The sequence below is a fragment of the Reyranella sp. GW821-FHT12G01 genome (genome assembly GCF_058806575.1).
The window spans coordinates 1,324,994-1,338,397 of record NZ_JBXAPV010000001.1 but is presented as its reverse complement, the minus strand read 5'-3'; the positions used below and the strand labels follow the sequence as shown (position 1 = coordinate 1,338,397).

13 protein-coding genes are annotated in these 13,404 nt (G+C 66.6%); 5 read left to right on the top strand and 8 right to left on the bottom strand.

Features of this window, described 5'->3' with window-relative positions:
- Nucleotides 1-9: 9 nt before the first annotated feature.
- The gene (locus tag AC1RP5_RS06620) at nt 10-672 is read right to left on the bottom strand and encodes an ABC transporter ATP-binding protein (protein ID WP_493109824.1); all 663 of its coding nucleotides are present in this window, start codon (nt 670-672) and stop codon (nt 10-12) included.
- Between the two features lie 73 nt (nt 673-745).
- Here AC1RP5_RS06620 and AC1RP5_RS06615 point away from each other — a divergent pair, with 73 nt between their 5' ends.
- Nucleotides 746-1,450: an arylesterase gene (locus tag AC1RP5_RS06615; protein ID WP_493109823.1), complete on the top strand. Its 705-nt coding sequence runs from the start codon at nt 746-748 to the stop codon at nt 1,448-1,450.
- Nucleotides 1,416-1,961 carry an RNA 2',3'-cyclic phosphodiesterase gene (gene thpR / locus AC1RP5_RS06610; protein WP_493109822.1) on the top strand — a complete coding sequence of 182 codons (546 nt, stop codon included), beginning with the start codon at nt 1,416-1,418 and terminating at the stop codon, nt 1,959-1,961. Before AC1RP5_RS06615 ends, thpR begins: the two co-directional genes overlap by 35 nt.
- A 147-nt stretch (nt 1,962-2,108) precedes the next feature.
- Here thpR and AC1RP5_RS06605 read toward each other — a convergent pair whose 3' ends face one another.
- Together AC1RP5_RS06605 and AC1RP5_RS06600 are read right to left on the bottom strand one after the other, a co-directional pair.
- Nucleotides 2,109-3,152, bottom strand: coding sequence for a phosphotriesterase family protein (locus AC1RP5_RS06605; protein WP_493109821.1), 1,044 nt, complete (start codon nt 3,150-3,152; stop codon nt 2,109-2,111).
- Complete coding sequence (locus tag AC1RP5_RS06600) at nt 3,149-4,156, bottom strand: Bug family tripartite tricarboxylate transporter substrate binding protein (RefSeq protein ID WP_493109820.1); 1,008 nt, start codon at nt 4,154-4,156, stop codon at nt 3,149-3,151. Before AC1RP5_RS06600 ends, AC1RP5_RS06605 begins: the two co-directional genes overlap by 4 nt.
- 54 nt (nt 4,157-4,210) lie before the next feature.
- Here AC1RP5_RS06600 and AC1RP5_RS06595 point away from each other — a divergent pair, with 54 nt between their 5' ends.
- Nucleotides 4,211-6,361 carry a N,N-dimethylformamidase beta subunit family domain-containing protein gene (locus AC1RP5_RS06595; protein ID WP_493109819.1) on the top strand — a complete coding sequence of 717 codons (2,151 nt, stop codon included), beginning with the start codon at nt 4,211-4,213 and terminating at the stop codon, nt 6,359-6,361.
- Here the strand turns inward: AC1RP5_RS06595 and AC1RP5_RS06590 are convergent.
- The gene (locus AC1RP5_RS06590; RefSeq protein ID WP_493109818.1) at nt 6,345-6,830 is read right to left on the bottom strand and encodes a low molecular weight protein-tyrosine-phosphatase; all 486 of its coding nucleotides are present in this window, start codon (nt 6,828-6,830) and stop codon (nt 6,345-6,347) included. The genes AC1RP5_RS06595 and AC1RP5_RS06590 overlap by 17 nt on opposite strands.
- Before the next feature lie 35 nt (nt 6,831-6,865).
- On the opposite strand from AC1RP5_RS06590, the gene AC1RP5_RS06585 reads away from it, so the two are divergent.
- Nucleotides 6,866-7,600, top strand: coding sequence for an NAD-dependent deacylase (locus AC1RP5_RS06585; RefSeq protein ID WP_493109817.1), 735 nt, complete (start codon nt 6,866-6,868; stop codon nt 7,598-7,600).
- A 26-nt stretch (nt 7,601-7,626) separates the two neighbouring features.
- Complete coding sequence (locus AC1RP5_RS06580) at nt 7,627-9,405, top strand: acyl-CoA dehydrogenase family protein (RefSeq protein WP_493109816.1); 1,779 nt, start codon at nt 7,627-7,629, stop codon at nt 9,403-9,405.
- Nucleotides 9,406-9,435: 30 nt separating this feature from the next.
- Here AC1RP5_RS06580 and AC1RP5_RS06575 read toward each other — a convergent pair whose 3' ends face one another.
- Genes AC1RP5_RS06575 through AC1RP5_RS06560 form a run of 4 tightly spaced genes read right to left on the bottom strand, consistent with a single transcriptional unit; the run spans nt 9,436 to nt 13,345 of the window.
- Nucleotides 9,436-10,563 carry a CaiB/BaiF CoA transferase family protein gene (locus AC1RP5_RS06575; protein ID WP_493109815.1) on the bottom strand — a complete coding sequence of 376 codons (1,128 nt, stop codon included), beginning with the start codon at nt 10,561-10,563 and terminating at the stop codon, nt 9,436-9,438.
- The gene (locus tag AC1RP5_RS06570; RefSeq protein ID WP_493109814.1) at nt 10,560-11,711 is read right to left on the bottom strand and encodes a CaiB/BaiF CoA transferase family protein; all 1,152 of its coding nucleotides are present in this window, start codon (nt 11,709-11,711) and stop codon (nt 10,560-10,562) included. Before AC1RP5_RS06570 ends, AC1RP5_RS06575 begins: the two co-directional genes overlap by 4 nt.
- Complete coding sequence (locus AC1RP5_RS06565; RefSeq protein WP_493109813.1) at nt 11,708-12,868, bottom strand: acyl-CoA dehydrogenase family protein; 1,161 nt, start codon at nt 12,866-12,868, stop codon at nt 11,708-11,710. The genes AC1RP5_RS06570 and AC1RP5_RS06565 overlap by 4 nt, the downstream gene beginning before the upstream one ends.
- A 57-nt stretch (nt 12,869-12,925) precedes the next feature.
- Nucleotides 12,926-13,345, bottom strand: coding sequence for a response regulator (locus AC1RP5_RS06560; protein ID WP_493109812.1), 420 nt, complete (start codon nt 13,343-13,345; stop codon nt 12,926-12,928).
- Nucleotides 13,346-13,404 lie beyond the last annotated feature (59 nt).

The window sequence follows — 13,404 nt, the reverse complement described above, 5'->3', positions numbered from 1 at the left end:
GGCTGGCGATCATTGGGCAGCGAGCGCGGCGGACTTGCGGTCGTCGGCGACCAGCAACCCGTCGGCGATACGCAGCACGCGGTCGCAGCGCTCGGCCAGGCCCATATCGTGCGTGATCAAGATGAGCGTCGTGTTGTCGGCGCGCGCGACCTCGAACAGCAGGTCCATCACCTGCTTGCCGGTGGCGCCGTCGAGATTGCCGGTCGGCTCGTCGGCCAGCATCAGCCGGGGGCGTCCGACGAAGGCGCGGGCCACGGCAACTCTCTGCTGCTCGCCGCCCGAAAGCTGCGCCGGATAGTGGCCGATGCGATGGCCAAGACCGACCCTCTTCAACGCGGCTTCGGCCAGTTCGAACGCGTCGGAGCGGCCGGCGAATTCCAGCGGCAGTGCCACGTTCTCGTGCGCGGTCATGGTGGGAATGAGATGGAAGCCCTGGAACACGATGCCGATATGGTCGCGCCGCAGCCGCGCCCGATCATCGTCGCCCATCGGCCCGAGATCGTTGCCCGCGACCTCGACCTTGCCCGCGGTCGCGCGCTCGAGCCCGCCTGCCACCATCATCAAACTGGACTTGCCGGCCCCCGAGGGCCCCACGACGGCCGCAATCTCGCCGGCTGCGATGTCGAGAGTAATACCGCGCAGGATATTGACCGTACCGGCGTCACTCGCCATGTCGAGATGCACGTCTTGTAGACGAACGATGGGACTGGGCTCGGCCAAGCGGGCTCCTGGGGCAGGCGAGGGAATGAAACTGCAAACTCGATATGGTGGTTTTGCGGCGGTGGTCAATTCACGGATCGCGGCGTTTCTGGCGCTGATCCTGTGCCTTGCGGCCGCAGCAGCGCCCACAACGGCCCAAGCACAAACCGAGCCGGTGAAGCTCGCCATCCTGGGCGACAGCCTCGCCGCCGGCTACGGCCTGCCGCCCGCGCAGGCCTTCCCGGTGCGCCTGCAGGCGGCGCTCAAGGAAAAGGGCCGCAACGTCACTGTCATCAATCACGGCGTTTCGGGCGACACGACGGCCGGCGGGCTGGAACGCATCGACTGGATGATGGCCGACAAGCCCGACATCGTGATGGTCGAGCTGGGCGGCAACGACATGCTGCGCGCCCTCGATCCCGCCGCCACCGAGAAGAACCTCGACGCCATCCTCGAAAAGCTGAAGCAGGCCGGCGCCACGGTCTGGCTGGTCGGCATGCTGGCGCCGCGCAACTTCGGGCCGGAATACGTGAAGGCGTTCGACGGCATCTACAAGAAGCTCGCCGACAAGCACGGCGTGCCGCTCTACCCCTTCTTCCTCGACGGCGTGGCGCAAGACCCCGCGCTCAACCAGCCCGACGGCATCCATCCCAACGCCAAGGGCGTCGACATCGTCGTCGAACGCATCCTCCCCTTCGTGACAAAGAACCTCGACGATGCCGCGTCTGTTCGTCGCCCTGCCCGTCCCTGACGAGATCGCCGACGCGCTGTCGGCTCTTCAATCCGGCGTGCCCGACGCGCGCTGGGTGCCGGCCGAGAACCTGCACATCACGCTCTGCTTCGCGGGCGAGGTGCAGGGCGGCCCGATGCGCGACTTCGAGGAGGAGTTGGCCGACATCGCCGGACCGCCTTTCGCCGTGACGATCGCCGGCGTCGATCAGTTCAGCAACGGCAAGCAGCCTCGCGCGCTGGTCGCGGTGGTGGAACGCAGCGAGCGCCTCGACTGGCTGCAGCAGAAGGTGACGACGGTCGCGCGCAACTGCGGCATCGAGGTCGAGCGCCGCAAGTTCCGCCCGCACGTGACGCTGGCGCGCTTCCCCGTGGGCGCCGAAACCGGCCATCACATCGCGCAGTTCATGGCGAGCAACGGCACGTTGCGGCTGGAGCCGTGGGTTGCCGAGTCCTTCTCGCTCTATTCGAGCCGCAGCGGTGGTAACGGGCCGATCTACACGGAAGAAGCCGAGTATCCACTGACGTTCTGAGTTCGCCCGTCATCTCGACCGGAGCGCGCAGCGCGGAGTGGAGAGATCTTCTCTCCACGATTTGCCGGCTTTGGGTTGAGCGAAGGTCTCTCCGCTACGCCTCGCTTCGCGAGGCTTCGGTCGAGACGACGGGCTTGTTCCTACCCGTCACACGAACGTCAGCAGCCGCCGCGGATTGCCCACGAGGATCGCATCGATCTCGGCCTCGCTGTAGCCGCGCTTCTTCATCATCGGCACGACGTTGCGGAAGATGTGGCCGTAGCCGTGGCCGCCGAAGCTCGCGAGGCGGGTGCGGTAGCAGATGTCGTGGCTGATCACGACGCGTTCGAGATGACCTGCCGAAATCAGCGCGCGGATCAGCTTCAGACGCGTCGCGTCGTTGGGCATGTCGATGTCGGAGAGGCCGTAATAGCTCGACTCCTGGCCGAACAGGTCGAACTCCACCGTCACGCCCGAGTCGGCCAGCTTCAGCAGGCGCGGCTCGTCGAAGATGGTGCGGTCGATGTGGCTGATGACCATGCGCTCGGTCGGAAAGCCCGCCGCCTTCGCGTAGTCGGCGATCTCCTGCGGCTGGTCGGGATCGCGGCCGGGATGGACGTTGATCGCGGCGCCGGTCTCGGTGGCCGCGATGAACGCGCCCTGCATCACGCGCTTCTCGGTGTCGGTCCACGGCGCCTGGCAGCCAATCTCGCCGATCATGCCGGCGCACACGTCGGTGCCCCAGGCACCGTCGTGGATCTGGCCGATCATCTCGGCGGCGAAGTCGTCGACCGTGCGATCGTGGTTCTTCGGGTCCTGGTAGTCGTTCACGTAGTAGCCGCAGCCCATCACGAGATGGACGCCGGTGCCGGCCGCGATGCGGCGCAGGCCGTTCGGATCGGGCGAGAGGCCGCCGCAGGACAGTTCGACGATGGCGTCGCCGCCCTCGTGCTTCATCATCGCCACCTCGCGGGTGGCGATGTCTTCCAGGTCGAGCATGTACTTGCGGCCGGCCCGCTTGATGCCGCGGCCGTAGTTCATCTGCCAGGTGTTCTCCAAGGTGATCTCGGGGCCGAGATCGTTGTCGGAGCGCGAGGCCGGCGCCCGGATGTCGCAGAGCACGTGTTCGTGCATCAGCGTGCGCCCCAGCTTCTCGGGCTCGATCGGCCCGAGAACGGTCTGGATCTTTCCCTTCAGCTCAGGACGGCTCATTGCGGCTCCAGTTTCGCGGCCTCGACGACCTTCTTCCACTTAACGTATTCGGTCTGCATCTGCTTCGCGAGGTCTTCCGACGAGCCGCCGAGTTCGGCCGCGCCCGCGTCGCGGATCTTCTTGATGACGTCGGGCTGCTTGGACGCCTTCACCAGCTCGTCCGAGAGCTTCTTCACGATTTCCGGCGGCGTGCCGGCCGGGGCCGACACGTACCACCAGGGCGCGGCGTCGAAGCCCGCGAAGCCCTGCTCGGCAATGGTCGGCACGTCGGGCAGCGCGAACCAGCGCTTGCCCGAGCTGACACCGAGCGCCCGCAGCGCACCCGACTGAATGTGCGGCAGGTAGGGCGGCAGGTTGTCCATCGTGCTGGGGATGTGGTTGGCTAAAAGGTCCTTCAGCACCAGCGAGCTGCCGCGATACACGACATGCTCGACCTTGAAGCCGGCCAGGGATTCGAAATATTCCATCGCGAGATGGCCGGTGCCGCCGACCGCCGGTGAGCCGAAGCTCACCTTGTTGTCGCCCTGCTTCTTGCAATACTCGACATATTCCTTGGCGGTCTTCACCGGCACGTCGGGATGGACCGCGAGCACGTTGGCGACCTCGCCGAACAGCGCGACCGGCGCGAAGCTCTTCACGCTGTCGTACGGCATGTTCTTGTAGAGAAACTGGTTGGTGACGGCGGTGCCGACCGTGCCCAGCAGCAGCGTGTAGCCGTCAGCCGGCGACTTGGCGACGATCTCGGCGCCCACGTTGCCGCCGGCGCCGCTCTTGTTGTCGACCACGACGGTCTGGCCCCAGACTTCCTGGAGATGCGCCGCGGCGATGCGGCCCAGCAGGTCGGTCGTGCCGGCCGGCGCGAAGGGCACGACCATGCGGATCTGCTTGTTGGGATAGGTCGACTGCGCCCAGCCGTGGCGGGCCAGCATCGGGGCCGCGAGCGGCGCGAGGGCGGCGCCCGCGATCAAGCCGCGGCGTCCAATTGTCTTGTTGGTCTTGGTCATAGCAATGCTCCCTGATTTCAGGCGACTATATCGACCGGCAATTGGGAGATAAATGTGACCGCAGGATTGATTGGTTACACAGATCGCATCTCGGTACGCAGCGGCGAGAAGATCGCCTTCAAGGTGTCGAGTGCAGGGCCGAACCCGTACCACGCCATGCTGGTCCGCATCGTGCGCGGCGATACCAATCCCGACGGACCGCCGCCCAAGCTCGAAGACCTGTCGGAACTGTTCGACGGGCGTTTCGCGTCCCGCGTCCAGCAGGCCTGGCCCGGCTCCTACGGCCTGGTCGAGACGGCAAAGGACACGAAGCTGCCGGCATCGCTGCAGGTCGAGGCGCTGATCTGGCCGACCCTGCCTGAGGACGGGCCGCAGACCGTGATCTCGCGCCGCGATGCCGCGACCGGCGCGGGCTTCGCGCTGGTCCTGACGCCCGACGGCATGGCGCTTGAGACCGGCAAGGATCGCGTCGTCGTGGGCAAGAAACTGCGGGCGCGCATCTGGTACCGCGTCTGGGCCAGCGTCGATCCCGAGACCGGCACCCTGCGCGTCGGCCAGCAGCCGCTGGCGCGCGCCTTCGGCACCGACGACGAGGGCGAAGCGAGCGGCAAGGCTTCTTCCCTCACCCTCGATGCCGCGGCGCCGGTGATGATCGGCGCGGAAGCGGCGGCCGACCGTCCGGCGCAACGCTGCTTCAACGGCAAGATCGAGGCGCCGCAAATCCAGGGCTTCGCCGCCTGGGATTTCACGCGGCGCATGGACTCGATGGAGATCGAGGACACCGGCCCCAACAAGCTGCACGGAAAGCTGGTCAACCTGCCGACCCGCGCTATGAAGGGCTCGGCTTGGACCGGCGCCGAGCGCGACTGGCGGCGCGCGCCGCATCACTACGCCGCCATCCACTTCCACGACGACGACCTGCACGATTGCGGCTGGCTCGACGATTTCAGCTTCACCATCCCCAAGGAGATGAAGAGCGGCGTCTACGGCATGCAGCTCACCTGCGGCCCGCATCGCGACGTCATCCCGTTCTTCGTGCGGCCACAGGTCGGCAAGCCGCAGGCCAAGGTCTGCTACCTCGCCTCGACCTTCACCTATCAGGTCTATTCCAACTTCTCGCGCGGCATGTACGACGACGCCTTCCGGAAGAAGGTCGCCGACTGGAAGGCCTATCCGCACAATCCCGACGAACATCGCGACTACGGTCTGTCGACCTACAACCATCATCGCGACGGCTCGGGCGTGGCCTATTCCTCGCGGCTGCGGCCATTGCTGACCTGGCGGCCGAACTATCTCAGCTTCAACGACGAGGCGGGCTCGGGCCTGCGCCACCTGCCGGCCGACACGCATCTCACCGGCTGGCTCGATCGGATGAACGTGCCCTTCGACGTGGTGACCGACCACGACCTCGACGAAAAGGGCGTCGAGATCCTCAACTCCTACAAGGTCGTGCTGACCGGCTCGCATCCCGAGTATCACACCGAGGGCACGCTCGACGCGCTGCAGACCTATACCGAGACCGGCGGACGGCTGATGTATCTCGGCGGCAACGGCTTCTACTGGCGGGTGGCGCTGTCGCCCAAGGTGCCCGGCGCCATAGAGGTGCGACGCACCGAGGGCGGCATCCGCACCTGGGCCGCCGAACCGGGCGAATATTATCACGCCTTCGACGGCGCCTATGGCGGCCTGTGGCGCCGCTCGGATCGGCCGCCCAATCTCCTGTGCGGCATCGGCTTCTCCAGCCAGGGCACCTTCGTGGGCGATTCCTACCGGCAGTCGCCGGCGGCGCGCGACAACACCCATGCCTGGGTGTTCGAAGGCGTGAAGGACGAGCTGTTCGGCGGCTACGGCTTCTCGGGCGGCGGTGCGGCGGGTTTCGAACTCGACCGGCTCGACCATCGGCTGGGCAGCCCGCTCAACGCGGTGGTGCTGGCGTCATCGGAAGGGCACGACCGCAAGAACTTCGTCGTCGTGCACGAGGAGCGGCTGGGCTTCACGACCACAATTCCCGGCCAGACCTTGGAGCAGCTGATCCGCGCCGACATGACCTATATCGAGAAGCCCAAGGGCGGCGCGGTCTTCTCGGTGGGCTCGATCACCTATTGCGGCAGCCTGCCCCACAACAAGTTCGACAACGACGTGTCGCGGCTCACCTTCAACGTGCTGAACCGGTTCGGCGAGCTCGGCCTCAAATGGCCTTTTTGACCTCGGGCGTCAGCCGCGCCAGCAGGCCGCGCGTCGCCGACTCGATCATGCCGATGGCGCGCTCGTAGTCGTCGGCGGTGCCGCCGTACGGGTCCGGGATGTCGAGGATGCCGAGCGGCGGGGCGTAGCTCATCAGGAGCTGCGGCTTGTCGGCAAGATCGCGCGGCGCCAGCCAGCGCATCTCGACCAGGTGGCCGCGCGTCATCGCCAGCACATAGTCGAAGTGCTTGATGTCCTCGCCCGTGATCTGGCGGGCGCGAATGCCCGTGATGTCGTAGCCGCGCGCGGCGGCCGCATCGATGGCGGGCTGGGTCGGCGGCTGGCCGACATGGCTGGCGCCGGTGCCGGCGGAATCGATCTCGAAGGCGTCGGCGATGCCGGCCTTGGTGGCCAGGGTGCGGAACACGCCCTCGGCCGTGGGCGAACGGCAGAGATTTGCGGTGCAGACGAACAGGATGCCAATGGTCATGGTCGCGGACCCTAGCACGGCGCTAGATTGGCGGCATGCACCAGGATTTCTTTCCACCCGGCATTGCGGTGCTGACCGGCGCCGGCATCTCCAAGGAAAGCGGGATCGACACATTCCGCGACGCGGACGGGCTGTGGACGCGCGTCAACCTGGAGGAGGTTGCGACCATCGAGGCCTGGCACCGCGACAAGAAGAAGGTGCTCGACTTCTACAATGAGACGCGCGGCATGTTCCGCGCCGCCGGTATCCATCCCAACGACGCCCACAAGGCACTGGCCCGGCTCGAACGCGAGTATGAGGGCGAGGTCACGATCATCACCCAGAACATCGACCTGCTGCACGAGCAGGCCGGATCGAAGCGGGTGATCCACATGCATGGGCGCGACGGCGAAATCCGCTGCATGGCCTGCAAGACGGTATTCGAGTCCGAGCAGGACCTGACGCCGGCCTCGGTCTGTCCCAACTGCAAGTCCATCGGCGAGCTGCGGCCCAACATCGTCTGGTTCGGCGAGATGCCGATGCATCTGGAAGAGATCTACGAGGTGCTGGAGCGCTGCGGCCTCTTCCTGGCGATCGGCACGTCGGGCGAGGTCTATCCCGCCGCCGGCTTCGTGCTGCATGTGCGCCGCCACGTGCCGCGTGCCCTTTCGGTGGAACTCAATCTCGCGCCGACAGACAACAAGAGCCTGTTCCACGAACACATCTATGGTCCTGCCACGGAGATCGTGCCGCCCTATGTCGAGCGCGTGCTGAAGCAGGGCTGGCGATAGAACGACAAGAAGAGACGGAGGAAGACATGCCCGACATGACTCATGTGCCGCATGGCGCGCACCACATCGCCACCGATGCGCACGGCCAGAATTTCTATGCGATCGACCGCCAGTTCCAGGACCTGATGCGGCTCTACATGGAGCCCGGCTTGCGCGCGCAGATCACGCCGCACTTCGAGCGTCTCGGCGCACTGGCCGGCGGCCGGCTGGACGAGCTGGCGATGGTCGCGGACAAGCATCCGCCGGTGCTGCAGCCGCGCGACCGCTTCGGCCGCGACGAGGACTGGATCGACTATCACCCCGCCTATCGCGAGATGGAGAAGATCGCCTTCGAGGACTTCGGCATGCACGCGATGAGCCATCGCGCCGGCGTGCTCGGCATGGAGGCGCCCGCGCATCCGCTGGTGAAGTACGGCATCACCTATCTGTTCGTGCAGGGCGAGTTCGGGCTGATGTGCCCGGTCTCGGTGTCGGACACGTCGAACTTCATCATCAAGCGCTACGGCTCGCCGGCGCTGAAGAAGATGCTGCTCGACCGGCTGCTGAGCCAGGACCCGGCGACGATGCTGAAGGGCACGCAGTTCATGACCGAGAAGGCCGGCGGCTCCGACGTCGGCGCGCTTGAGACCGAGGCCGAGCGCGTGGGCGTCGGCCCCGACGGCGTCGAGCGCTGGAAGCTCTATGGCCAGAAATGGTTCTGCAGCCACGCCGATGCCGACGTGGCCGTAATGCTGGCGCGGCCGCGCGGCGCCGCGCCGGGCACCTCGGGCCTCGGCCTGTTCGCGCTGCCGCGGCGGCTGGAGGACGGCAGCCGCAACAGCTACCGGATCGTGCGTCTCAAGGACAAGCTCGGCACGCGCTCGATGGCGTCGGGCGAGATCATCCTCGACGGCGCCACCGCCTATCTCGTGGGCGACGTGAACCGCGGCTTCAAGCAGATGATGGAGCAGGTGAACCTGTCGCGGCTGAGCCACGGCGTGCGCGCCGCCTCGATGATGCGCCGCTGCCTCAACGAGGCGCTGGCCGCCGCGCGCGGCCGCCGCGCCTTCGGCCGCGCCATCGCCGAGTATCCACTGCTGCGCCGTCAGCTCATGAAGATCATGCTGCCGACCGAGCAGGCGCTGTCGATGTACGCCTTTTCCGCCGACGCGATGGGTCGCGCCGATAAAGGTGACAAGGACGCCGCGAACCTGCTGCGCATCCTGACGCCGGTCTACAAGTTCCGCGCCTGCCGCGACAACATCCCGGTCGCCAGCGCCGCGCTCGAGGTCAAGGGCGGGCTGGGCTACATCGAGGAATGGGTGACCGCGCGCCTCGTCCGCGACGCGCAGATCGGCACCTTGTGGGAAGGCACCTCCAACATCAACGCGCTGGACGTGGTGCAGCGCGCCGTCGGCAAGTCGGGCGGCCACAAGACGCTCTCCGCCGCACTCAAGGCGAAGTACGAACCGAGCGGCGCACTGCCCGGCCAGTACAAGGGCCTGCTGGGTGCGACGCTCGACCGGGTCGAACGCTTCGTTGAAGCCGTCGCCGCCGACCCGAAGCAGGAAAAACGCTCCCGCCTCGCCGCCGGCGCCCTCTATCACGCTACGACCGCCGCGCTCCTCGCCTGGGAAGGCGCAACCCTGGGCGCCGAAGGCGGCGACGCCCGCCGCCTGCTCCTGTCTCGCTTGGTCATCGAACACCGGTTGGCGCCACAGGACCCGCTATCGCTGGGCGAGTCCGGCTGGGAGGAAGAGGCGATGAACCTCCTCCTCGACGACGCGCCCGTGCCGCTCGCGAAGGCGGCGGCATTGCTTTCATAACGGACCGCGGGCCTCCCGGCCCGCTCAAGATCATGAGGCGGGCCGGGAGGCCCGCGGTCCGATGATCTCTTCGGTGTGCTCGCCGAGCAACGGCTCGCGATAGACCGGGCTTGAAGGTTCGTCCTTGAAGCGGACGACGGGGCCGAAGTGGAGGCGGCCGTGGTCGTCGGTCACCATGAAGCCGCGCTTGGCGAGGTTGGCGTCGGCGATGGCTTCGGGGAGCGTGTTCACTGGGCCGTAGCAGATGTCGAGCTTGGCGAGCGTGTCCATCCAGTGGGCGAGCGGCTGCGCGCGAAAGGTTTCGGCGAGGAAGTCGACCACCGGCTTCTGGTGTACGCCGGGCCATTCGCACAGGGAGGCCATCTCGGGCTTTCCGAGCGCGCCCAGCAGGTTCTTGATGAACTTCATCTCCTGGCCCGCGAGCACAAGCTGGCGGCCGTCGGACGTGTCGTAGACGCGATAGAAAGCCGAGCCGCCGGTCGTGCGCTGCTGCTTCACGTCGGGATGCCGGTTCTCGGCGAAGGCCGTGCCGACCACGTTGGCACAGGAAGCCATCAGCGATTCGTGCATCGACACGTCGATATAGTCGCCACGGCCGGTGTCCTTGCGCCGCAGCAGCGCCATCAGCACGCCGGATAGTCCATAGAGGCCGCTCACCAGGTCGGCGACCGGGATGCCGGGGATCGCCGGCCGACCGTCGTCGCCAAGCGTCAGGCTCAGCACGCCGGTCATGGCTTCGAGCGCGAGGTCGTGCGCGGCGCGGCCGGGATAGGCGCCGTCCTGGCCGAAGGCGCTGATCGAGCAATAGACGATGCCGGGATTCTTCGCCGCGACGGCCTCATAGCCGATGCCGAAACGCGCGGCGACGCCCGGGCGAAACGATTCGACCAGCACGTCGGCCTCGCAGGCGAGGCGGAACAGATCGGCGCGGCCCTGCTCGCTCTTGAGGTCGAGCACGACGCTCTTCTTGCCGCGGCCCATGTTGCGGAAAAACACCGAGGTGCGCGCGTCGGGCGGCAGGATGTGGCGGCCGGGATCGCCCTCGCCCGGCGGCTCGACCTTGATCACCTCGGCGCCATGATCGGCGAGCGACGTGGTGAGATAGGGCCCCGGCAGGAACCAGGAGAGATCGACGACCTTGATGCCCTGAAGTTTCATCGTGATTTGTCCAGCAATGCGTCGTTGTCGGCGCCGAGCGGCGCACAGGCGGACTGCGCCAGCCGCTCGCCGTCGATGCGCAGGGGATTGGCGAGAACCCGCAGCTCGCCCTTCACCGGATGCGGCACGGACGAGACCATGCCGGTGTTGCGCGCGAAGTCGCTGTCGAGCGCCTGGTCGAGGCGATAAACCGGCGCGGCGGGCAGCAGGCCGTTCGTTGCGGCGAGCCACTCCGCCGTCGTGCGCGTGCGGAACGTCGCGTCGAGTTCGTCGGACATGGCGGCGCGATTGCGGGCGCGCGTGTTGGGATCGGGAAAGCGCGGATCGGCCAGAAGATCGCTGCGGCCCGTGACCTCGCAGAGGTTCAGCCAGAATTTCTGCGTCATGCACATGATGAAGATCCAGCCATCCTTCGTCGGGAAGGTCTGGACCGGCGCCAGCGAGAGATGCGCGCTTCGAGGAACGCGCGGCGAGACATCGCCCTCGTTCAGGTACCAGAGGCCGGGATAGGTGAGCTGGTGCATGGCGACGTCGTAGAGGCAGGTATCGACGTCGCAGCCCTTGCCGGTGGTGCGGGCGCGCAGCAGGCAGCTTAGAAGGCCGACGATGCCGGTGAGGCCGCTCATGCTGTCGATCATCGAGACGCCGACGCGAGTCGGCGGCCCGTCGGGCTCGCCGGTCAGTTCCATCAGCCCGGCCTCGGCCTGCATCAGGAAGTCGTAGCCCGGCCAGTCCTTGCGCTCGTTGTCGCGACCGTAGGCGGAGATGTGCAGACAGACGATCGACGGCTTCAGATGTTTCAAGCTCGCATAGTCGATGCCGAGCTTGGCGGGCTGGGTGCCGCGCATGTTGTTCACGACACAGTCGGCGCCCTTCACCAGCGCCTCAAACTGGCGGCGTCCCTCTTCAGACTTCATGTCGAGGGTCACGCTCTTCTTGCCGAGGTTCCACGCCTGGAAATACTCGCTGTCGTTCTCCCCGAGCTTGTACGGCCCGACCTGCCGCGAGGGATCGCCGCCCTGCGGCGCCTCGATCTTGATCACCTCGGCGCCAAGTTCGGCCAAAAACATCGTGCCGTAGGGACCGGCGCCGAACTGCTCCAGGGTGAGGACGCGGATGCCTTCGAGCGGCTTGCCGTTCGCGCTCACGAGATCGGATTCCGCTTCACCAGCTGCCGCGCGATGATGATGCGCTGCATCTCGTTGGTACCCTCGCCGATGCAGGTGAGCGGCGCGTCGCGATAGAGCCGCTCGATGTCGTATTCCTTCGAGTAGCCGTAGGCGCCGTGGATGCGCATCGATTCGATGCTGTTCTCCAGCGCCGCTTCGGACGAGAAATACTTCGCCATGCCGGCTTCCATGTCGCAACGTTCGCCGCGATCGAAGATGGCGGCGGCGTCCAAGGTCAGCAGGCGCGCGGCGCGGGCGCGCGTGGCCATCTCGCCGAGCTTGAGCTGGATCGCCTGGTGCTCGCAGATCGGCTTGCCGAAGGTCTTGCGCATCTGCGAATAGCTGGTCGCGAGCCTCAGCGCGCCCTCGGCGATGCCGACGCCACGCGAGGCGACGTTGATGCGGCCGAGTTCCAAGCCGCCAGCGACCTGCGCGAAGCCCTGGCCCTCGACCTCGCCGATCAGGTGATCGGCCGGGATCTTGTAGTCCTCGAACACCAGCTCGCCCGAATCGATCGACTTGTAGCCGAGCTTCTCCAGCTTGCGGCCGACCGTGAAGCCCGGCCCCTTGGGCGTGATGAACAGGCTCATGCCGGTGTGGCGCGGATTGGCCTCGGGATTGGTCTTCACCAGCATGGCGAAGCAGTGGCCCTCGATGCCGTTGGAGATCCAGGTCTTGGTGCCGTTGATGACGTAACCGTCATTGCCGTCGCGCTTGGCGACCATGCGAATGGACTGGAGATCGGTACCGGCATCGGGCTCGGTGAGCGCCAGTCCGCCGCGGATCTCGCCTGAGGCGAATTTCGGCAGCCAGTGTTCCTTCTGCCGCGGCGTGCCGAACTTCTCGACCGCCAGCGCCAGCATCAGGTGGGAGTTGAAGATGCCGGTGATCGCCATCCACACCGAGGAGATGCGCATCACGATCTCGGCGTAGGTCGTGGCCGGAAGACCGAGGCCGCCATATTCCGGGCTGATCGTGGCGCCGAACAGGCCGAGTTCCTTCATCTGCTCGACGATCTCGGCCGGCCACTTGTCGGCGTGGTCGAATTCCTTCACCCGCGGCGCCACCTCGCGCTCGATCCACCGGTCGATCGTGTCGAACAGTTGTGCTTCGTCGGCCTTGTCGATCGTCTTCATTCAGTCCTCCCGCCTCCATCATGCCCGACGGCGGGGAGCGGACAAGGCCGGGGAGCCTCAGGACGAAATCTGGCGGCCCAGAAGCTGGCGGATGCGAAGTTCGAGATTGCCGTGGTTATAAGGTTTGGCGATGAGCGGCCCGTCCTCGCAGAGATGTCCCGCTTCCTTGGCGGAGCGCGCCACGCCGGACGTCAGGATCACCTTCACACCAGGCCGCTCGCGTCGCACCCATTGCGCCAGGCCGAAACCGTCGACCTCGCCCGGCATGTGGATGTCGGAGAAGACAACCTCGACCGCCACGCCGGCCTGAAGGACCTCGATCGCCTCGTCGCCGCTGCCGGCCTCGACGACGCGATAGCCGCATTCGCGGAGATAGTTGGCGACGGACATGCGAATGAGCACTTCGTCATCGACGACGAGAATGGTCGCTTCGGGGGCAGCTACGGGCTCGCCCGACGACTCTCGTGCTTCATTCATCCAGGCGGAACGCGGCGCGACACCTTTTGTTCCGCGATCCGGGCCCCTATGCGGCCCGC

Bases quoted from the DNA above. Each gene is read 5' to 3' on its own strand.
- AC1RP5_RS06620 (WP_493109824.1), bottom strand. From the start codon at position 672: ATGGCGAGTGACGCCGGTACGGTCAATATCCTGCGCGGTATTACTCTC.
- AC1RP5_RS06615 (WP_493109823.1), top strand. From the start codon at position 746: ATGAAACTGCAAACTCGATATGGTGGTTTTGCGGCGGTGGTCAATTCA.
- thpR (WP_493109822.1), top strand. From the start codon at position 1,416: ATGCCGCGTCTGTTCGTCGCCCTGCCCGTCCCTGACGAGATCGCCGAC.
- AC1RP5_RS06605 (WP_493109821.1), bottom strand. From the start codon at position 3,152: ATGAGCCGTCCTGAGCTGAAGGGAAAGATCCAGACCGTTCTCGGGCCG.
- AC1RP5_RS06600 (WP_493109820.1), bottom strand. From the start codon at position 4,156: ATGACCAAGACCAACAAGACAATTGGACGCCGCGGCTTGATCGCGGGC.
- AC1RP5_RS06590 (WP_493109818.1), bottom strand. From the start codon at position 6,830: ATGACCATTGGCATCCTGTTCGTCTGCACCGCAAATCTCTGCCGTTCG.
- AC1RP5_RS06585 (WP_493109817.1), top strand. From the start codon at position 6,866: ATGCACCAGGATTTCTTTCCACCCGGCATTGCGGTGCTGACCGGCGCC.
- AC1RP5_RS06580 (WP_493109816.1), top strand. From the start codon at position 7,627: ATGCCCGACATGACTCATGTGCCGCATGGCGCGCACCACATCGCCACC.
- AC1RP5_RS06575 (WP_493109815.1), bottom strand. From the start codon at position 10,563: ATGAAACTTCAGGGCATCAAGGTCGTCGATCTCTCCTGGTTCCTGCCG.
- AC1RP5_RS06565 (WP_493109813.1), bottom strand. From the start codon at position 12,868: ATGAAGACGATCGACAAGGCCGACGAAGCACAACTGTTCGACACGATC.
- AC1RP5_RS06560 (WP_493109812.1), bottom strand. From the start codon at position 13,345: ATGAATGAAGCACGAGAGTCGTCGGGCGAGCCCGTAGCTGCCCCCGAA.